Annotated in this window: 11 protein-coding genes; 6 read left to right on the top strand and 5 right to left on the bottom strand. The window is 59.2% G+C overall.

Annotated elements, in window-relative coordinates; genetic code table 11:
- Positions 1-66 precede the first annotated feature (66 nt).
- The 5 genes from tpx (at position 67) to Q0V31_RS16405 (ending at position 9,708) form a co-directional block, all read left to right on the top strand.
- Entirely contained in the window at positions 67-567 is a 501-nt protein-coding gene (tpx, locus tag Q0V31_RS16425) for a thiol peroxidase (RefSeq protein WP_298189422.1), read from the top strand.
- Positions 568-804: 237 nt separating this feature from the next.
- Positions 805-2,034, top strand: a complete 1,230-nt coding sequence (locus Q0V31_RS16420; protein WP_298189420.1) for an MdtA/MuxA family multidrug efflux RND transporter periplasmic adaptor subunit — start codon at positions 805-807, stop codon at positions 2,032-2,034.
- Positions 2,031-5,129 (top strand): MdtB/MuxB family multidrug efflux RND transporter permease subunit, encoded by a 3,099-nt coding sequence (locus Q0V31_RS16415; RefSeq protein WP_298189417.1) that lies wholly within the window; start codon positions 2,031-2,033, stop codon positions 5,127-5,129. The genes Q0V31_RS16420 and Q0V31_RS16415 overlap by 4 nt, the downstream gene beginning before the upstream one ends.
- Complete coding sequence (locus Q0V31_RS16410) at positions 5,126-8,233, top strand: efflux RND transporter permease subunit (protein ID WP_298189413.1); 3,108 nt, start codon at positions 5,126-5,128, stop codon at positions 8,231-8,233. Before Q0V31_RS16415 ends, Q0V31_RS16410 begins: the two co-directional genes overlap by 4 nt.
- Complete coding sequence (locus Q0V31_RS16405) at positions 8,230-9,708, top strand: efflux transporter outer membrane subunit (RefSeq protein ID WP_298189411.1); 1,479 nt, start codon at positions 8,230-8,232, stop codon at positions 9,706-9,708. Before Q0V31_RS16410 ends, Q0V31_RS16405 begins: the two co-directional genes overlap by 4 nt.
- Before the next feature lie 102 nt (positions 9,709-9,810).
- On the opposite strand, the gene Q0V31_RS16400 is transcribed toward Q0V31_RS16405, so the two are convergent.
- The 3 genes from Q0V31_RS16400 to Q0V31_RS16390 all read right to left on the bottom strand — a co-directional run bounded on the left by Q0V31_RS16400 (position 9,811) and on the right by Q0V31_RS16390 (position 11,979).
- Positions 9,811-10,818, bottom strand: a complete 1,008-nt coding sequence (locus Q0V31_RS16400; RefSeq protein ID WP_298189408.1) for a TRAP transporter substrate-binding protein — start codon at positions 10,816-10,818, stop codon at positions 9,811-9,813.
- Positions 10,819-11,097: 279 nt separating this feature from the next.
- Complete coding sequence (locus Q0V31_RS16395) at positions 11,098-11,598, bottom strand: disulfide bond formation protein B (RefSeq protein WP_298189405.1); 501 nt, start codon at positions 11,596-11,598, stop codon at positions 11,098-11,100.
- Between the two features lie 192 nt (positions 11,599-11,790).
- Positions 11,791-11,979, bottom strand: coding sequence for a hypothetical protein (locus Q0V31_RS16390; protein WP_298189403.1), 189 nt, complete (start codon positions 11,977-11,979; stop codon positions 11,791-11,793).
- Positions 11,980-12,215: 236 nt separating this feature from the next.
- Here Q0V31_RS16390 and katG point away from each other — a divergent pair, with 236 nt between their 5' ends.
- Positions 12,216-14,426 (top strand): catalase/peroxidase HPI, encoded by a 2,211-nt coding sequence (gene katG / locus Q0V31_RS16385; RefSeq protein WP_298189400.1) that lies wholly within the window; start codon positions 12,216-12,218, stop codon positions 14,424-14,426.
- Between the two features lie 133 nt (positions 14,427-14,559).
- Here katG and Q0V31_RS16380 read toward each other — a convergent pair whose 3' ends face one another.
- Entirely contained in the window at positions 14,560-15,486 is a 927-nt protein-coding gene (locus tag Q0V31_RS16380; RefSeq protein WP_298189397.1) for a diguanylate cyclase, read from the bottom strand.
- Position 15,487: 1 nt separating this feature from the next.
- On the bottom strand, positions 15,488-20,365 hold the full coding sequence (locus tag Q0V31_RS16375) for a PAS domain S-box protein (RefSeq protein ID WP_298189394.1): 4,878 nt from the start codon (positions 20,363-20,365) through the stop codon (positions 15,488-15,490).
- Positions 20,366-20,368: the final 3 nt, after the last annotated feature.

Genomic DNA, 20,368 nt, shown 5'->3' with positions numbered 1-20,368 from the left:
TTGCCATTTGGCGGCTTCGCCCCTTGTTTGTTAAACCTCCTCAACTCCGCTGAAAGGATCATTCCCATGGCACAAGTCACCCTCAAAGGTTCCCCGGTCGAAGTCACCGGTCAACTGCCGCAAGTTGGTCAGCAAGCGCCGGCTTTTAGCCTGGTCGCCGGTGACCTGAGTGATGTGAGCCTGGCCAGCCTGGCCGGCAAGCGTAAAGTTCTGAACATTTTCCCAAGCGTTGATACCCCGACCTGCGCCACCTCCGTGCGCACCTTCAACGCCAGCGCCAGCAAGCTGGCCAACACCGTGGTGCTGTGCATTTCCACTGACCTGCCGTTTGCTCAGGCACGTTTCTGCGGTGCCGAAGGCCTGGAAAACGTGATCAACCTGTCCACCATGCGCGGTGCTGACTTCCTGCAAAGCTACGGTGTGGCCATCGCGAGCGGCCCGCTGGTGGGTGTGGCTGCCCGTGCTGTAGTGGTACTGGATGAAAACGACAAAGTGCTGCACAGCGAGTTGGTTGGCGAAATCGCCGACGAGCCTAACTACGACGCAGCCCTGGCTGTGCTCAAGTAACACCCGCTGCACGATTGTCCAACGGCCTGCTTTGCAGGCCGTTTTTATTTATGGCCTGCCATCCCGGCGACCACCCTGCGGGCCGTCGCTACGCGACGTTGAAAACTGTTCCTGGCAGTTTTCTATTCGGATCAGACATTTAGTTACCTAAGAGAAAGGTAAATAGGCGGTAAAGACGCTTTGCAGTCTGGCTGATAGTGAATATCGTTCACACTTTCCACGTCAGTGATCGTTGCCATGCCTGATACACAGCTCTCCTCCCGCTCTCGTAGCCTGTCACGCCAATGGCTGATCGGCTTGCTGCTGCTCGCGGCGCTCATCCTGCTGCTGTGGTGGTTCTGGCCGAGCAAACCGGAATCGGGGCAAATGGGCCGTGGCCGTTTCGGCGATATGGGGCCGGTGCCGGTGCGCGTTGCAATGGTCAGCCAGGGCAACTTTCCGGTTGAGCTGAAAGCCCTCGGCACTGTGACTGCTTACAACACGGTGAATGTACGTAGCCGTGTAGACGGAGAGCTGGTCAAGCTGCTGTTTAAGGATGGCCAACAGGTTAAAGCTGGTGACTTGCTCGCAGTGATTGACCCCCGCGCGTATGAAATTGCCCTGCAACAGGCCCAAGGGGCGCTGCAAGAACGCCAGGCGCTGCTGCGCAATGCCGAGTTGGACCTGCAACGCTACCGTGGTTTGTACGCCGAAGACTCGATCGCCAAGCAGACCCTCGATACTCAGGAAGCCTTGGTTAACCAGTACCGCGGCGGCCTCAAGAGTTTGCAGGCAGATGTTGCCACGGCGCGCTTGAACCTCGATTTCACCCAGGTGCGTGCGCCCATCAGCGGTCGTTTAGGCATCCGCCAGGCCGATGTGGGCAATTTGCTCAGTTCCGGCGATGCGCTGCCGTTGGTGGTGATAACCCAAACCCTGCCGATTGCGCTGATGTTTACCCTGCCGGAAGCCGAACTGCCGGCAGTGGTGCAGCAACTGCGCACTGGCGCAACGCTTACGGTTGAGGCCTGGGACCGCAGTGAAACACTCAAGTTGGCTGAAGGCGGGTTGGAAAGCGTCGACAACCTGATCGACACCGCCACCGGCACGGTCAAGCTCAAGGCGCGTTTTGCCAACGCAGAAGAACTGCTGTTCCCCAACCAGTTCGTCAACGTGCGCCTGCGGGTGAAAACCTTGCAGGACGTCACGTTAATGCCCTCGACGGCGCTGCAGTTCGGTGCCAGTGGCACCTTCGCCTATGTGGTAGACGCAGACGATAAGGTTCAACTGACGCCCATCAGCATTGGCGCCAGCGATGGCGTGGTCACTGTGGTCGAGAAGGGGCTCAAGGCGGGTGATCGCCTGGTGCAGGAAGGCACTGATCGCCTGCGCTCGGGTAATAAGGTCGAAGTGATCAGCGATAAACCAGCCGCTACTGAGATTGAACCGGCCAAGGCCGAGAGCCAACGAGCGCCGCGCGCCGAATGAACGCCTCCCGCCTGTTTATCCTGCGCCCGGTCGCTACCACGCTAATCATGCTGGCAATCTTCCTCAGTGGCTTGATCACTTACCGCATGCTGCCGGTATCGGCGTTGCCTGAGGTGGATTACCCGACCATCCGCGTGCTGACCTTGTATCCAGGGGCTAGCCCGGACGTAATGACCAGCGCCGTCACCGCGCCACTGGAACGCCAGTTCGGGCAGATGGCCGGGCTCAAGCAGATGTCCTCGACCAGTTCCGGTGGCGCCTCGGTGATCACCCTGCGCTTTAACCTCGAAGTAAAACTGGATGTGGCCGAGCAGGAAGTGCAAGCGGCGATCAACGGCGCGAGTAACCTGCTGCCGAGCGATTTGCCGGCACCGCCGGTGTACAACAAGGTCAACCCGGCTGACACGCCAGTTTTAACCCTGGCCATCAGTTCGCAAACCCTGCCATTGCCGCAGGTGTTTGACCTGATCGACACCCGCCTGGCGCAAAAACTGGCGCAAACCAGCGGCGTCGGTCTGGTTACTCTCGCGGGTGGCCAGCGGCCGGCGGTGCGGTTGCGGGTCAACCCGCAGGCCTTGGCCGCTTACGGTTTGAACCTCAGCGATGTGCGCACCTTGATCACTGCCAGCAACGTCAACCAGCCCAAAGGCAACTTCGACGGCCCAACCCGGGTGTCGCAACTGGATGCCAACGACCAGCTGAAATCCGTCGACGAATACCGTGAATTGATCCTCGACTACCAGGACGGCGCAGCTCTGCGTCTCAAAGACGTCGCTGAGATCATTGACGGTGCGGAAAACCAGCGCCTGGCCGCCTGGGCGGATCGCAACGAGGCGGTGCTGGTCAATGTGCAGCGTCAACCAGGCGCCAACGTGATTGATGTGGTCGAGCGCATCCAAATCCTGTTACCCAACCTGACGCAGGGCTTACCCGCCAGCGTTGACGTGCGGGTGCTGACCGACCGTACCGAGACCATCCGCGCGGCGGTCAAAGGCGTGCAGCATGAGTTGCTGTGGGCCATTGCCCTGGTGGTGTTGGTGACCTTCCTGTTCCTGCGCAAGCTTTCGGCGACGCTGATTCCGTCTATCGTCGTGCCGCTGTCGCTGGTTGGCACCTTTGCCGTGATGTACCTCGCAGGCTTTACCATCAACAACCTGACGCTGATGGCACTGACCATTGCCACCGGCTTTGTGGTGGACGATGCCATCGTCATGCTGGAGAACATCACGCGGCATCTGGAGGAGGGCGAAACCCCGCTGAACGCCGCGCTGAAAGGCGCGCGGCAAATCGGCTTTACCTTGGTGTCGCTGACCATTTCGCTGATTGCCGTGCTGATTCCGCTGCTGTTTATGGCTGATGTGGTCGGGCGGCTGTTTCGCGAGTTCGCCATCACCTTGGCAGTGGCCATCCTGATTTCTCTGGTGGTGTCGCTGAGCCTGACGCCGATGATGTGTGCACGCCTGCTCAAGGCGGAAAAGCCCGAGGAAGAAGGGCGCTTCTACCGCGCGGCTGGGGCGGTGATCGACGGCATGATCGCCCGTTACGGCGTGTGGCTGATCTGGGTGCTTAAGCATCAGCCGCTGACACTGTTTGTCGCCATTGGCACGATGGCGCTGACGGTGGTGTTGTACCTGGCCGTACCCAAGGGCTTCTTCCCGGTGCAGGACACCGGGGTTATTCAGGGCATTTCCGAGGCGCCGCAGTCAATTTCCTTCAAGGCCATGAGCGAACGCCAGCAGCGTTTGGCCGAGGTGGTTTTGCAGGACCCGGCCGTGGCCAGTCTGTCGTCCTATATCGGTGTCGATGGCGATAACCCAACGCTCAATAGCGGCCGCCTGCTGATCAACCTGACGCCACGGGCCGAGCGCGATGTCAGCGCCAGCCAGATCATCGAACGGCTGCGTCCCGAGTTGGCGCGGATTCCCGGCATCGAGCTGTACCTGCAGCCGGTGCAGGACTTGTCCATCGAGGATCGAGTCAGCCGCACCCAGTTCCAGTTCAGCATGGAATCGCCTGATATCAGCCTGCTGGAAGCGTGGGTGCCCAAGCTGGTCAGCACTCTGGGCGAGCAGCCGGAGCTGCGTGACGTGGCCAGTGACCTGCAGAACCGCGGCCTGCAGGTCTACCTGCAGATCGACCGCGACTTAGCCGGGCGTCTCGGGGTGAGTGTGGCGGACATCGATAACGCGCTGTACGACGCCTTCGGCCAGCGGCAGATTTCCACCATTTATACCCAGGCCAGCCAGTACCGCGTGGTGCTGGAAAGCCAGAATGCCGGCAGCATCGGTCCGGCGGCGTTGCAGCAGATTCACGTCCAGGCCGCCGATGGTCAGCAGGTCGCGTTGTCGACCCTGGCGCGGGTGGAGGAGCGCGCCGCCAGCTTGTTGATCAACCACATCGGCCAATTCCCGGCAGCGACGCTGTCGTTCAACCTGGCCGGCGGTGTGTCGCTGGGCGAGGCGGTGGCGGTGATTGAGCGAGTCGAGCAGCAGATCGGCATCCCGGCCGCCGTACAAACGCGCTTCCAGGGGTCGGCAGAAGCCTTTCGCGCCTCGTTATCCAGCACCTTGCTGTTGATTCTCGCAGCCATCGTTACCATGTACATCGTGCTCGGCGTGCTCTACGAGAGCTATATCCACCCGATCACCATCCTCTCCACCTTGCCCTCGGCGGGAGTCGGCGCGCTGCTGGCGTTGCTGCTTAGCGGTAAAGAGCTGGGGTTAATTGCGATCATCGGCATCATCTTGCTGATCGGCATCGTCAAGAAGAACGCGATCATGATGATCGACTTCGCCCTCGACGCCGAACGCAACCAGGGCATGCAGCCGGAAGCGGCGATTTACCAGGCGGCGTTGCTGCGTTTTCGGCCGATTCTGATGACCACCCTAGCCGCGCTATTCGGCGCGATTCCGCTGATGCTGGCCAGCGGCTCCGGGGCGGAGCTGCGTCAGCCGCTGGGGTTGGTGATGGTCGGCGGTCTGCTGCTTAGCCAGGTGCTGACGCTGTTCACCACGCCGGTGATCTACCTGTATTTTGATCGGCTGTCGCGGCGCATCAGTGGTCGCAGCGCGGCCGGGCTTGTGGTCAGACGATGAACCTTTCTGCGCCCTTTATCCGCCGACCAGTTGCCACCTTGCTGCTGAGCCTGGCAATTCTGTTACTCGGCGGCGTCAGCTTTGGTTTGCTGCCGGTCGCGCCGTTGCCGCAAATGGATTTTCCCACCATCACCGTGCAGGCCAGCTTGCCCGGTGCCAGCCCGCAGATCATGGCGTCGAGCGTGGCCACGCCGCTGGAACGCTCGCTCGGCACCATCGCCGGCATCAGTCAAATGAACAGCCGTAGCAGCCAGGGCAGCACGCGGATCATGATCCAGTTCGACCTGGAGCGGGATATCAACGCCGCTGCCCGTGAAGTACAGGCGGCGATCAATGCCTCGCGCGAGCTGTTGCCCAGCGGTATGCGCAGCATGCCGACCTATGCCAAAGTCAACCCGTCGCAGGCACCGATCATGGTGCTGTCGCTGACCAGCGAGGTACTCGACAAAGGCCAGCTGTACGATGTGGCCTCGACCATCCTGGCGCAGAAGCTCGCCCAGGTAAGCGGCGTCGGTGAAGTGCAGATTGGCGGCAGCTCCTTGCCCGCCGTGCGTGTGGCGCTGGAGCCACGATTGCTCGATCACTATGGCATCGCCTTGGATGAGGTGCGCCAGAGCATCAGCGCGGCCAATGCAAAACGGCCTAAAGGCGCGGTGGAGGATGCCGAGCGACACTGGCAGGTGCAGGCCAGCGACCAGCTGGAGAAAGCCGCCGATTACCTGCCGTTGATCATTCGCTACCAAGACGGCGCTGCGGTGCGTCTCGGTGATGTGGCGAGCGTCAGCGATGGCGTCGAGGATCGCTACAACAGCGGCTTTTTCAACGATCAACAGGCCGTGCTACTGGTGATCAACCGGCAGACCGGCGCCAATATCATCGAAACCATCGCCGGCATTCGCGAGCAATTACCGGCGTTGCAGGCGGTTATTCCCGCCAGCATCGAGTTGCAAGTGGCGATGGATCGCTCGCCGGTGATCACCGCGACCCTGCATGAGGCCGAGCAGACCCTGCTGATCGCCGTGGTGCTGGTGATTCTGGTGGTGTTCGCCTTCCTCGGCCGTTGGCGTGCGGCGCTGATTCCGGCATTGGCGGTGCCGGTGTCGCTGGTCGGCACCTTTGCGCTGATGTACTTGCTGGATTTCTCCCTGAATAACCTGTCGCTGATGGCGCTAATCATCGCCACCGGCCTGGTGGTGGACGATGCCATCGTGGTGCTGGAGAACATCTCGCGGCATATCGAAGCCGGGGAGACGCCGATGGCAGCGGCCTTCAAGGGCGCGCGTGAGGTGGGCTTCACCTTACTGGCGATGAACCTCTCCTTGGTTGCGGTGTTTATCTCGATCCTGTTTATGGGCGGTATTGTCGAAAGGCTGTTTCGCGAGTTTTCCATCACACTGGCGGTGGCCATCGTGATTTCCTTGTTGGTGTCGCTAACGCTGACGCCGATGCTCTGCGCGCGCTGGCTCAAAGTTGAAACTTCCGAACACCGCCCCAGCGCCATGCAGCGTTGGGGCGGTGCTGTGCAAACGAGGGTGTTGGCGTTTTACGCGCGGGGTTTGGACTGGGCACTCAAGCACTCCTTGCTGATGCTGTTCAGCCTGTTGGCGACCATCGCACTGAATATCTTCCTGTTTGTCAGCGTGCCGAAAACCTTTATGCCGCAGCAGGACACCGGCCAACTGATCGGTTTTATCCGTGGCGATGACGGCCTGTCGTTTCAGGTCATGCAGCCGAAAATGGAGATCTACCGCCGCGCCGTGCTGGCTGACCCGGCGGTGGACAGCGTGGCGGGGTTTATCGGCGGCAGTGGCGGGATCAACAACGCCTTCATGATCGTGAGTCTCAAACCGGTAACTGAACGCAAGATCAGCTCGCAAGCGGTGATCAGCCGCCTGCGCGAGACCGTGCCAAAAGTACCCGGCGGGCGGATGTTTCTGATGCCCGATCAGGATCTGCAGATTGGCGGGCGGGAAGGGCGCAGCTCGGAAAACGAATACATGCTGCTGTCCGGTGATCTGGATGCGCTGCGCAAGTGGTTGCCGCCGGTGCGCGAAGCGCTGCGCGCACTGCCGGAGCTGACCGATATCGATGCTAAAGAAGTTGAAGGCACCCAGCAGATTCGCTTGGTGGTGGACCGTGATGTGGCCAAGCGCCTGGGCGTGGACATGAACATGATCACTGCGGTGCTGAATAACGCCTTTAGCCAACGGCAAATCTCGACCATCTATGACAGCCTCAATCAGTACAGCGTGGTCATGGAGATCAACCCGCAGTTCGCTCAATACCCCGAGACGCTTGATCAGATTCAATTGATTACAACAGAAGGTGCGCGAGTGCCGTTATCCAATTTTGCGCGCTGGGAGCGCAGCCTGGAAGAGGATCGCGTCAGCCACCAGGGCCAGTTCGCCGTAGAAAATATCGGCTTTGCCCTGGCCGAAGGCGTTAGCCTCGATCAAGCCAGCCGAGCGATAAACAACGCCATTGCGCGGGTTGGTTTACCGACCGAGGTGCAGGGCATGCTGGGCGGTACTGGTGGGGCGTTCCAGCAAACTCAGCAGAACCAGCCGTGGATGATTCTGCTGGCGTTGGTGGTGGTGTATATCGTTCTCGGCGTGCTCTATGAGAGCTATATCCACCCGTTGACCATTCTTTCCACCTTGCCCTCGGCCGGCGTCGGCGCGCTGCTGGCACTGCAACTGATGAGCATCGAGTTCAGCCTAATCTCACTGCTCGGATTGTTTCTGCTGATCGGCATCGTTAAGAAGAACGCCATTCTGATGATCGACCTGGCGCTGCAGCTGGAACGCCAGCAGCACCTGAGCCCAGAGGAGTCGATCCGCCAGGCCTGCCTGTTGCGTTTCCGCCCGATCATGATGACCACCCTGGCCGCCATTCTCGGCGCGTTACCGCTGATGCTCAGCAGCGCCGAAGGCGCGGAGATGCGTCAGCCGCTGGGCATCACCATCGTTGGCGGGTTGGTCTTGAGCCAGATGCTGACCCTGTACACCACCCCGGTTATCTACCTGTACTTCGACCGCCTGCGCCACCGGGTTAACCGCTGGCGCGGTGTGCGCACCGACGCTGCCTTGGAAACCCCGCTATGAACGTTTTTGCTGCCTACCGTTTACCTACGCTGCTAGTGTTAAGTCTGGCCCTGAGTGCCTGCACCCTCGGCCCGGATTATCAACGCCCGCAGCTGCAAACCCCGGCGCAGTTCAAGCAGATTGCGGGCTGGAGCCAAGCCAAACCTGGCGATGCACTGGCGCGTGGCAGTTGGTGGCAGTTGTACCGCGATGCCGAGTTGAATGCTTTGGTCGAGCGGCTGAATGTCTCCAACCAGAACCTTGCCGCCAGCGAGGCGCAATATCGCCAGGCCCGCGCCTTGGTGCGCGGCGCGCGGGCAGCGTTTTACCCAAGTCTGTCGAGCAGCGCAGCAGCTACCCGCAGCAGCCAAGGCAGCACTGACAGTGCTGCTAGCAGCGGCGTCGACAAGAACTATGACCTGAGCCTGAATGCTGCCTGGGAGCTGGATATTTGGGGCAAGCTGCGCCGTTCGCTGGAATCCAGCCGCGCGGGTGTTGAGGCCAGCGCCGCTGACCTGGCGGCGCTGAAACTCAGCCTGCAGGCCGAACTGGTGCAGAACTACCTGCAACTGCGTGTGCTGGATGATCAGCAGCGCCTGCTCGATGCCACAGTCGCGGCCTATGCGCGCTCGCTGAAACTCACGCAGAACCAGTACAACGCCGGCATCGTGCCGAAATCCGATGTCAGCCAGGCGCTGACCCAGCTGAAAAGCACCCAGGCTCAGGCGATAGACCTGCACTGGCAGCGCGCCCAGTTGGAGCATGCAATAGCCGTATTGGTCGGGGTGCCGCCTAGCGAGCTGAGTATCGCCGTGCGCGAGCAACTGCCGGTGCTGCCGGAAATACCCGTGGCGGTGCCGTCGCAACTGCTGGAACGCCGTCCGGATGTCGCTGCCGCCGAGCGCCGGGTAATGGCCGCCAACGCCGAAATTGGTGTGGCAGAGGCCGCCTGGTACCCGGACCTGAGTATTTCCGCCAACGCTGGCTACCGTGGCAGCAGCTTTGCTGACTGGATCGATCTGCCCAACCGTTTCTGGTCCCTTGGCCCGCAGCTGGCGCTGACGTTGTTTGACGGCGGCGCGCGCAGCGCCGAGCTGGCGCGCACTGAAGCGATTTACGATCAGACCGTGGCGCAATACCGCCAGGCGGTGCTCGACAGCTTCCGTGAGGTGGAAGACTACCTGGTGCAACTGCGCGTATTGCAGCAGGAAGCCGCGGTGCAAGAGGAGGCACTGGAGGCGGCACGCGAATCGCTGAGGTTGGTTGAAAATCAGTACAAGGCCGGCACTGTCGACTTCAATAGCGTGGTCAGCGTGCAGGCTACTGCGCTCAGCAATGAACGCAGCTCTTTAGGCCTACTGGGTGGCCGTTTAACCGCCAGTGTGCAGCTTATTGCTGCACTCGGCGGTGGCTGGCAGCAACAGCAGTTGCTGCAAGAAAACTCAAACGTAGCGGGGCAGCTTGCGCCAGGTAAAGCAGGTACAGCCGCGCCTTGAAGGGTATTGCCGGCCAGTCCTGGTTCTCGCGTATTTCCACTCAGGTATAGCAACCTCATGACACAGCCGCTTGCCGGTAAACGGCTGTGTATGCCGCGCCTATCAGCTGCGCTTGTTGCGGTTAACCGTTTGCGCGGCTTTCATCACGTCTGCGCCGACCACCTCTTCGAACTGCTGCCATACAGGCTGCATGGCCTTGCGCCAGGCGTCGCGCTGTTCGTCGCTGAGGGCGATTACCTGGGTGCCGCTGGCAGCAGCAATGCGCTCTCGGTCGGCTTGGTTGGCGGCTTCGGCCTGACGGTTCACCTCAAAGGTCACCTCGTCGATGATCCCTTCAAGTTGCATGCGGATTTGGTGCGGGATGGCGTACCAGAAACGTGGATTGCTCACCAGCATGTAGTCGAGCACGCCGTGGTTGGTCTCGGTAATAAACGGCTGCACGCTATGCAGCTGCTTGCTGTAGATGTTTGACCAGGGGTTTTCGGCACCCTGCACCTTGCCGCTTTTCAGGGCATCAAACACTTCGGCAAAAGGCAGCACCCGCGGTGTTGCGCCAAGCTGGTTGAACTGTGCTTCCAGTACCGTAGAGGGCTGAATACGGAACGTCAGGCCAGCCGCATCGCTCGGCACCAGCAGCGCTTTGCTGGCTGACAGCTGCTTCATGCCGTTGTGCCAATAGGCCAGGCCGACGATGTTGTGGTCTTCCATTGAGCGCAGCAGTTGGCGGCCTTTGGCCCGTTTCTGGAAGCGATTGACGGCGGCCAGATCATCGAACAAGAAGGGTAGGTCGAAGACTTGCAGTTGCTTGGTGTATTTCTCGAACTTGGCCAGCGAGGGTGCCAGCAGTTGCACCTCGTTATTGCTCAGCGCCTCAAGCTCATTGGCATCGCCGTAGAGCGTGGAGTTGGGGTAGACCTCGACTTTCACCTTATCGCCCAGGCGCTCTTCGGCGAGTTTCTTGAACAGCAGTGCGCCTTGGCCTTTGGGCGTGTTGTCTGCCACCACGTGGGCAAACTTGATCACGATTGGCCCTTTATCGTTTGCGGCGTGAAGCGTGGCAGACGCCAGCAGCAGGCTGCCAGCTGCGATAGCGCAGATCGACTTAAACATAACGGTGTCCCTGTTTTTCTTATGTGGGTGTGGTGACGGCTGCCGATGCTATTCAGCAATCTGGCGGGAACGGCGGTCACTGCATTGCGTGGGCAATGCCAGGGTTGTATCGCAATGCCTATGCCAGAGCGGCAGGCGTGCTAGAGGGCTTGAGTGGTCAGAAAAGGTACGTGATCGAACGCACAGTGCGTGGCGGAAAATCGCCGTTTTGACGATTGGATAGGCGGGAATCCGCTTATCGCCTGGCGCTTTGTCAGGGCAAAGCGCCAGGGCTGATGATTAACGACGAACCGCGCGCCAGGCGGTGAACAGGCACAGTGCCAACAGCAGGGCAACGCTCAACAGCGTCCAGGCCGTGAATGACAGGCCAAGAATGTTGTAGTCGTTCTGCCCGCAGACGCCGGCGCTCATAAACACGTTTGGCAGCCATTCGTGCAGCGGCAGGTAGAAGGCATAAAAGGGGAAGGGCGAGCAGCTGGAGCTTTCCAATACGCCAGTCTCGATCAACAGCAGATGCGTGTTGTCATACACCGCCATGCTGCTTGCAGCCAACAGCAATGGCCACAGCGGCAGGCTCAGCCAGCGCAGGCCGGCGGTTTCTACTGCAAGGATCAGCAGGCTGACAACGCCAGCTAGGAGCAACCACAGACGGATTTGAATGCACAGGGTGCAGGGCTCCCAACCGGACAGATGCTGTAACAACAATGCACCGCCCAACATGGCGAAACAGGCGAGGGCGATCAGGGCGAGCAAGGGTTTGAGTGAAGTCACGCGAAACATCTGAATCTCCGAAAAGGCCTGGCGTATTGGCCAAGGCAAATACTCTGTTGGCCGGCGCCGGCTTAAGTTGCAGACCTGGACGCGCGGTCCAGGTACAGCGCCAGCAGCGCAAGGATGATCGCCAGGGAATAGGCAAACAAGCCCAGATTGATTCCCAGAATCATTTTCTCTGAGATCACCCTCGGGCTGCGCTTAGCGTTTAAGCAGCGCGCAATCCAATTGGTTGAAGCACTGCACGATGCGTTCATGGCTAATATCGGCGAAGGCCTTTTGGGTCAGGCTTACCAGCACGCTGGGTTTTACCCGGCCAGAACGCAGCTGGCGGTTCATGTAGGCCAGCACATCGTCATCGCTAAGGGTGTTGGGGGGCGATTGTTCCACGGTCTGAGGAGCCTTTGTCGGTGAAGTAATGCGGTGTATGGCGTTGCTAGGGTGCGCTGTATCAGTCGCAGTACAGCAACATATTGCATCTTCTTGCTGTTTGACGGCTACGACTCGCAGCTCTGGTGCCATACTCATTGATGACTATAACGCTCATACCGAAATCCTATTGGCTCGTTTACTGCCTAGCTACGAAGCTGTGTGCATCCGTTAGGTGAATACAACAGGAGTGAATCATGTCAAACGAAGCGAAGTGCCCGTTCTCGGGTGGTGCTGGTAAAAACACCGTGTCTGGCGGTGCGCCGAAGAACGCCGATTGGTGGCCGAATCAGCTCAACCTGAAAATTTTGCAGCAACACTCCTCCAAGTCCGACCCTATGGATGCGGACTTCAACTACGCCGACGCATTCAAAAGCCTTGATCTGGACGCTGTGATCAAGGACCTCCACGTGTTGATGACTGACTCCCAGGACTGGTGGCCGGCAGATTGGGGCCACTATGGCGGCCTGATGATCCGCATGGCCTGGCACGCAGCCGGCACCTACCGGACCCATGACGGTCGCGGTGGTGCCGGCACCGGTAACCAGCGTTTTGCGCCGATTAACAGCTGGCCGGATAACGGCAACCTGGACAAGGCGCGTCGCCTGCTCTGGCCGATCAAGCAGAAGTACGGCAGCAAGCTGTCTTGGGCCGATCTGTTGGTACTCGCCGGCAACGTCGCCTTGGAGTCGATGGGCTTCAAGACCTTCGGTTTTGCCGGTGGCCGCGCGGATATCTGGGAGCCGGAAGAAGACACCTACTGGGGTGCCGAGACGGAATGGCTGGCCACCAGCGACAAACCCAACAGCCGTTATTCCGGTGACCGTGACTTGGAAAATCCGCTGGCGGCTGTGCAGATGGGCCTGATCTACGTCAACCCGGAAGGCCCGGACGGCAACCCAGACCCACTGGGTTCGGGGCGCGATGTGCGCGAAACGTTTGCCCGCATGGCCATGAATGATGAGGAAACCGTGGCCCTGGTTGCCGGCGGCCATACCTTCGGCAAAGCCCATGGCGCGGGTGATCCAGCCTTGGTTGGGGCTGAGCCAGAAGCGGCCGGCATCGAAGAGCAAGGCCTCGGCTGGATTAACAAATTTGCCAGCGGCAAAGGCGCACACACCACCACCAGCGGTATCGAAGGTGCCTGGAAGCCCAACCCCACCACGTGGGACAACGGTTATTTCGACATGCTGTTCGGTTACGAGTGGCAGCTGACCAAGAGCCCGGCCGGTGCCCACCAATGGACACCGATTAACTGCAAGCCCGAGCACCTGATTCCCGATGCCCATGATCCGGCGCTGAAACACCCGCCGATGATGACCACCGCCGATATGTCGCTGCGCATGGACCCGGTCTACGAGAAAATCTCGCGGCACTTCCACCAGAACCCTGAAGCATTTGCTGATGCGTTTGCCCGGGCCTGGTTCAAGCTGACCCACCGCGACATGGGCCCACGGGCACGTTACCTCGGCCCGCTGGTGCCTGCAGAAGTACTGATCTGGCAGGACCCGGTTCCAGCCGTCGAGCATGCCCTGGTTGATGCGCAAGACATCGCTAGCCTCAAAGCCAAAGTGCTCGCCAGCGGTCTGTCGGTCGCCCAACTGGTCAATACCGCCTGGGCCTCGGCCTCAACTTTCCGCGGGAGCGACAAGCGCGGTGGTGCTAACGGTGCGCGCATTCGCCTCGCTCCGCAGAAGGATTGGGAAGTTAACCAACCCGCCGAGCTGGCCAAGGTGTTGGCTAAGCTGGAAGCGATCCAGAAGGACTTCAATGCCTCTGCAACCGGCGGCAAGCAAATCGCCCTGGCCGACTTGATCGTTCTAGCCGGCGTCGCAGCAGTTGAAGCCGCAGCGAAGAAGGGTGGTGTGGATGTTGCCGTGCCGTTCGCACCAGGCCGTACGGACGCCACACAGGAGCAGACTGATGTCGACTCCTTCGAGGCGTTGGAGCCCAAGGCAGATGGCTTCCGCAACTATGCCCGCAAGGGTTATGAAGGCGTTGCCGCCGAAATGCTGATCGACAAGGCCCAGCTCTTGGAGCTGACTGCGCCAGAGATGACCGTACTGGTTGGTGGCTTGCGTGCGCTGAATGCCAACGTTGGCAAGGCCCAGCATGGAGTGTTCACTCAACGTCCGGAAACCCTGAGCAACGACTTCTTCGTCAACTTGCTGGATATGGGAACCAAGTGGCAGGTGTCCGCCACTGCAGGCGTGCTAGAGGGGCGTGATCGCAATACCGGCGATTTGAAGTGGACCGGTAGCCAGGTTGATCTGGTGTTCGGCTCCAATTCGCAGTTGCGTGCGCTGGCCGAGGTCTATGCTGCGAGCGATGCGCAGACGAAATTCGTCCACGACTTCGTCGCAGCCTGGGACAAGGTGATGAACCTGGATCGCTTTGATCTGGCTTGATCATCGCACATAAAGCCCTGCGGGCTTAACCCAAAGCCGCAGCCTGATTGAGGGATTTTCCTTTATCAGGCTGCGGCTTTTTTATGCGTGTCTGCTTGCGATAGCCCGCAGTAGATAGACCAAAAAACGCCGCTTAATCGGTGGCGCTGTGTAGTTGATTGCGCCCATTGCTCTTGGCTTGGTAGAGCTGTTTATCAGCCATGGCAATCAACTCTGAGGATTCTCTGCCGACCTGTGGCTGCAAGCTGGCGACGCCGATGGAGAGCGTAAGCTGCTCACTCACTGCAGAGCCGGCGTGCGCGATGGCTAACTGACGGATGTTGGCCTGTATCTGTTTGGCCAATGTCAGTGCTCCTTGCAGGTTGGTCTGCGGCAAAATGCAGGCGAACTCTTCGCCACCAAAGCGCGCGGCCATGTCATAAGGGCGGTTGACGGATTGCTCGATGGTTTTGGCCACCTGGCGTAGGCACTTATCGCCCTCCAGGTGGCCGTAGTGATCGTTATAGCGCTTGAAATAGTCGATATCGATGAGCATCAAGGACAGCGCTCCTGCTTCTCGGCAGGCCTGGCTCCAGGCTTGTGCAAGGCTTGTATCAAAGGCCCGGCGGTTTGGAATGCCGGTTAGGCCATCCAGGGAGGCCAGCCCCTTGAGGTAGTCATTCTGCAGCTTCAGGGTGAGATGGGTTTTGACCCGCGCCCTGACGATGGCTGAGTTCAGCGGCTTACTGATGTAATCAACGGCACCGAGCTCCAAGCCTAACGCCTCATCGATTTCTTCACTTTTGGCAGTGATGAAGATGATCGGGATAGCGGCCGTTGCCGGGTCACTCTTCAGGCGGCGACAGACTTCAAGACCGTCCATGCCCGCCATCATGATGTCGAGCAGAATCAGATCGGGCTGCAAGGTTTTACTGACCGCGATGGCCTGTTCGCCATGAGTGGCCATGTGCATGTCGCAATCAGCGCGGAACAGCTCATTAATAATGCGAATGTTGATGGGCTGGTCGTCCACCACGAGTAACTTCGGGCGCCCCTGGCAATGCTCTATCCAGAAACTCATATCAATCCTCTTGCGCGAGATTAAGCAACTCATCACCCAGTACGCTCGCGTTGGGGAAGTCTAAGCAGTCGACTGCCTGACAAAACTTGGCGAAATGGCGTTGCCATTGCCTAGGGATCTCATGCACCAGCGCCTCGGTCTGCTCAATGGCCTGCAGGTTGCCAACTGCAAGCAGTTTAAGGATGTTGTGCAGCGACTGCTGCCACGGCGCTGTGGGTTTAGCCGTGACTGTGGCTGGTTCTGCTGGTTCTGCTGGTTCTGGGGCAAGAAATGCCAGATGAAGCTCAGCAACGCTCTGTTTTAGCACGTCAGTCAGTGCATCCCGCCAGCCCCTGCGAGCTAGAAACTCGGGCGCAGCGGCTGGATCAAGTTGCTGGATTTTCTGCTCAAGGTTCGCCGCTTGTTCTGCCAGTTGTTGCGCGCCCATGGTGCCGGCGCTGCCCTTGAGCATATGCAACTGAGCCAGCACCGCTTTAAGGTCGCCTTGGGTCGCATGTGAGTTCAGCTGCTGCAGCTGTTTTTGCATTTCCGGTTCAAAGTTGCCGAGCATACGCCGCAGCAGTTTGAGGTTGCCGCCAAACCGTCGAAGCACCGCATCACTATGCTCGGTGACTGCATCTGAGTGTTCTTGACTCGCATGGCTGTGCTGCGCAGTGTTCCCGGTCCAGTGCAGCAGGGCATCGACCAGTTTCTCCAGGTCAATGGGTTTGCCGATGTGAGCACTCATCCCGGCAGAGAGGCAGACTTCTCTGTCCGCCGGCGCTGCATTGGCTGTCATGGCGATGATGGGTAAGTCCGCAAAACGGGCGTCCTGGCGAATCAGTCGTGTGGCTTCAAGGCCGTCGATGCCTGGCATCTGGATATCCATCAGCACCGCATCGAAGCCATTCGCTGAGTCGATAATCATGTCTACACCTTGCTGCCCGCCTTCTGCCAACAGCACCTCGGCACCTTCACCCATCAGCAGTTCTTGAGCGACTTGGCGGTTCAACTGATTGTCTTCAACCACCAGTAGGCGCAGGTTTTCTAGGCGTTTGGAGACTTGATAAGCCGGCGCTATCCGCCTTGCTGGCGCACCACTGATGACCCGCGCGACGGTGCTGGCCAATTGTTTGGGGGTTATCGGCTTGGTCAAAAACGCGGCGAAGGGGGTGTCCGCGTCCTGCGCGCTGTCAGCCAGGGCTTCACGGCCGTGCGCGGTGACCATCACCACCAGTGGCGGGCGTGCATCACCGGCAGAGTCGCGCACAAGCCGGGCCGCGTTCAGGCCGTCCATACCCGGCATCAGCAGGTCCATCAATATCAGGTCGAAGGGGTGTCCTTTGGCATTCGCTTCCCTGACACGGGTCAGGGCCTGGGTGCCGTCATGAGCGGCTTCGGCAGACCAGTCAAGATCAGAGCTCATTTGTACGAGTAGCTCTCGCGCCATTGGATTGTCGTCGACCACGAGGATGTGCAGTTGTTTATCGACCACTGCGCAAGCCGCTTTCATTGGCGTGTGTTCTGCGATAGCAAACTCAAGGTCGAACCAGAAGCGACTGCCTTCGCCAACACGGCTGTCTACGTGCAGTTCACCGCCCATCATATGGATCAAGCGGGTGCTGATTGCCAGGCCCAGGCCAGTGCCGCCATAACGGCGGCTGATGGAGGTTTCTGCCTGGGAAAAGCCTTCGAAAATACGCTTGAGTTGTTCCACACTGATACCGATCCCGGTATCACTGACGGCAACGCGCAACTTAACCTGCGTTTCGTTTCGTGCAAGCTGGCGCAGGCTGACAAGCACATTACCCTCTGCCGTGAACTTAAGGGCGTTACCCGCCAGGTTGATCAGGATCTGCTGCAGACGCTGGCTGTCGCCGATCAGTACTCCCGGCAACGCTGGGTCAAGGTCAAACATCACCTCAACGTTTTTCTGCGCCTGATTACCGCTGAGTACCACCGCTAGATCGCACATCAATGGCTCCAGTTCTATCGGTTGCAGATCAAGCTGCAGCTTGCCCGCTTCGATTTTGGAGTAATCCAGGATGTCGTTGAGCAGGCCCAGCAGTGATTGCGATGCGCCATAGGCTTTTTGAATGTAATCAAGCTGGCGCTGACTCAGTGGGGTCGCCTGTACCAGCTGCAGCATGCCCAGCACTGCATTGAGTGGCGTACGAATTTCATGGCTCATATTGGCCAGGAAGGCGCTCTTGGCCGCACTGGCGGAGTCGGCCTGTTCTTTGGCGAGACGTAAAGAGGCTTCCAGCTCGCGCTGGCTGGTGATGTCGCGATTGATCCCGATCATCTTGACGACATTGCCGTCAGTGTCGGTCTCAACTTGCGCACCGCCCTGAATGATACGGGTACTGCCATCGGGCCGTACGATGCGAAAAATTGGATCGTAAACACCCGTGCCGGCTATTGCGGCTTGGAGTTTCTCTGTCGCCATAGTCGCATCTTCAGGGTGTATTCGCGCGAACCAGTGTTCATAGCTAAGACCTGTCTCGCGAAGTGCTAGTGGCTGCTGATAGAGCTCGTACATGCGCTCATTCCACTGCAGGCTGTTATCGGCCAGTGTCCATGACCAGATGCCCAGCTCTGCAACGTCGGCCGCCATCAACAGTTGATCACGGGTGGTTATGAGCTCTTGGCGCAGTTGCACCTGCTGGCTGAGATCGGTGATCACACAGACCAGCAGTTGCTTGTCGGCGCGCATCGAACCGAGAGAGAGTTGCACAGGGAACTCGCTACCGTCCGAGCGCAAACCAATAAGCTCTGCCGACACCTTGGCGTGATCACGCTCACCAGCCGCCGCAAGCTCCATCAGTGCTTGCATAGGTTGCCGTGAAGCAGGGCTGAGTAATGCAGGCAAAAAATCCTCAGCCGTAGTGCTATCCAGGCCAAATGCCAGCTTGGCCGCCGGGTTGAGGGTATGGATTCGTCCGCAGGCATCCAGGGTCACTACCGGATTGGGCGCGGTGTCCAACACGGCCTGAGTCATATCCAGACTGGCCGCCAGTTCGGCCTCTGCGGCTTTGCGCTGGGTGATATCCACGCCGATACCGAGAAAGCCCACCAGCTCACCGCTGGCCCCGTACATAGCGGTCACCATCAAGGTAACCGCGAGCTGTGTGCCATCTTTGCGCACGTAGCGCCATTCGCGAACTTCGGCACCCTCCGTCTTTGCAATGTGGACAAAGGTTTGGAAGCCCTCGATGGTCTGGCCATATTGCTGACTGAGTTCGCTGCTGCGCTGTTGTACTTCTTCGGGCAGGTGGATAAGGGCAGGGGTTTGTAAGCCGATCATTTCTGCGGCGCTATAGCCCAAAAGGCGTTCCGCACCGTGGTTAAACAGGGTGATCAGACCTTGAGTGTCGGTGGCAATGATCGACACTTCAGAGGCCGAATCCAGCACGTTATTGAGCAAGGTGTTGAGTTCATTGAGTTCGCGGGTACGTGCGACAACCTGCTTTTCCAAACTGGCGTTGAGTTCGCGGATTTCCGACTCTGCAGCCTTCTGTTGGGTGATATCGCGAATTGTTTCTGACACGCCAATGACTTGGCCCAGCTCATCAAAAATCGGCGCGGTGGCCGCTGACACCTCGACCAGGCTGCCATCTTTGCGCCGCCGGTAGGTTTCATAATGCTCTATCGACTCGCCGGCGTTGATGCGCTGCAGGATATTAACTTCTTCGTTTATACGTTCCGCCGGCACAATAAGTTCGAGCAGGCTTTGGCCTACTGTTTCTACGCTATTAAAACCGAAAATATGCTCGGCGCCCTTGTTCCAGCTGGTGACAATGCCGTCGAGGGTTTTACCGATGATGCCATCGCGTGAGCTTTCGACGATGGCCGCTTGCTTGGCTTGCTCAGCAATTACCTGGCGGCGGTGCTGACGGCTTGCGCCGAAAACCGCGCTTAATGCTGCGAGCAACATGCTCAGTAAAACCCCGACCGAGAGCACCAGGCGCGGAGACGTTTGGTACAGGCCGTGGATAAATGCAGGGTGAGCGGTGAGATTGATTTCCCAGCGGCGGCCAAACACCTCCCTCACAGATGTGCTGCTCAGGCTGTCAGACAGTTGGTCTGCTTGCGGATTGTCTGTGTAGAACAGGGCTGGGTTTGCTGGATCGGTGATATCGCGCAAGCGCAGGTCAACATCCCTAGTGCTGAGCGGCAAGCCGCTCAGCACTTGCTCTGTGAGCAGGGGGGCATAGCTCCAGCCGAAGCCTTGTTGCAGCCGCTCGGCTTCTGTTTCTGGGGTGGTGCCTGTGCGGTAAATCGGCAGATAAATCAGGAAAGACTGCAAAGGCTTGCCGCTGGCCTGCACCAGCGTGATGGGGCCCGACAGTTGCACGGTGCCGGTTCTTAAGGCGTTAACTGCAGCGTCGCGACGGTTCTGCTCAGATGAGACATCCAGGCCGACAGCCGCCAGGTTGCGTGCTTCAGGTTCAATGTATTGGATTACAAAGCGCTCATTATTGTGCGGCGCTAATTGACGAATGTTGAAATCTGGCTTGCCGTCGTTGCGGGCTTGCTGGAGAAAATCGGCTTCATCAGTCGGTAGCACCCGACGAATCAAGCCAAAACCCAGTGCTCCTGGAAATTCCTGTTCCAGGTCACGCGTTTGGCTGTATTGGGAAAACAGCTGGCGGCTGATGCCATGCTCACCGAGGGCGACAATTGTGCCGCGGGCTCCACGCAGCCCATATTGGTAGAGCCGCATACGCCTGAATACAGCATCGGCCTTCTCATCGGTGGCTTGCTGTAAGGCCTCCAGGGCCTGGGTTTCATTGCTGTTATGCAGCCATTTGGCAGCCAGTATGCTCAATGCCAGACCGACAGCCAGAGGCAGCAGTACACTGAATGCAGTTGCATGGCGGGAGATGATTTTCTTCAAGGA

It is taken from the genome of uncultured Pseudomonas sp. (assembly GCF_943846705.1).
Classification (GTDB): domain Bacteria; phylum Pseudomonadota; class Gammaproteobacteria; order Pseudomonadales; family Pseudomonadaceae; genus Aquipseudomonas.
This window is presented reverse-complemented; position numbering and strand designations above follow the sequence as displayed.

Coding starts and splice junctions, on each gene's coding strand:
- tpx (WP_298189422.1), top strand. CDS start 67: ATGGCACAAGTCACCCTCAAAGGTTCCCCGGTCGAAGTCACCGGTCAA.
- Q0V31_RS16420 (WP_298189420.1), top strand. CDS start 805: ATGCCTGATACACAGCTCTCCTCCCGCTCTCGTAGCCTGTCACGCCAA.
- Q0V31_RS16415 (WP_298189417.1), top strand. CDS start 2,031: ATGAACGCCTCCCGCCTGTTTATCCTGCGCCCGGTCGCTACCACGCTA.
- Q0V31_RS16410 (WP_298189413.1), top strand. CDS start 5,126: ATGAACCTTTCTGCGCCCTTTATCCGCCGACCAGTTGCCACCTTGCTG.
- Q0V31_RS16405 (WP_298189411.1), top strand. CDS start 8,230: ATGAACGTTTTTGCTGCCTACCGTTTACCTACGCTGCTAGTGTTAAGT.
- Q0V31_RS16400 (WP_298189408.1), bottom strand. CDS start 10,818: ATGTTTAAGTCGATCTGCGCTATCGCAGCTGGCAGCCTGCTGCTGGCG.
- Q0V31_RS16395 (WP_298189405.1), bottom strand. CDS start 11,598: ATGTTTCGCGTGACTTCACTCAAACCCTTGCTCGCCCTGATCGCCCTC.
- katG (WP_298189400.1), top strand. CDS start 12,216: ATGTCAAACGAAGCGAAGTGCCCGTTCTCGGGTGGTGCTGGTAAAAAC.
- Q0V31_RS16380 (WP_298189397.1), bottom strand. CDS start 15,486: ATGAGTTTCTGGATAGAGCATTGCCAGGGGCGCCCGAAGTTACTCGTG.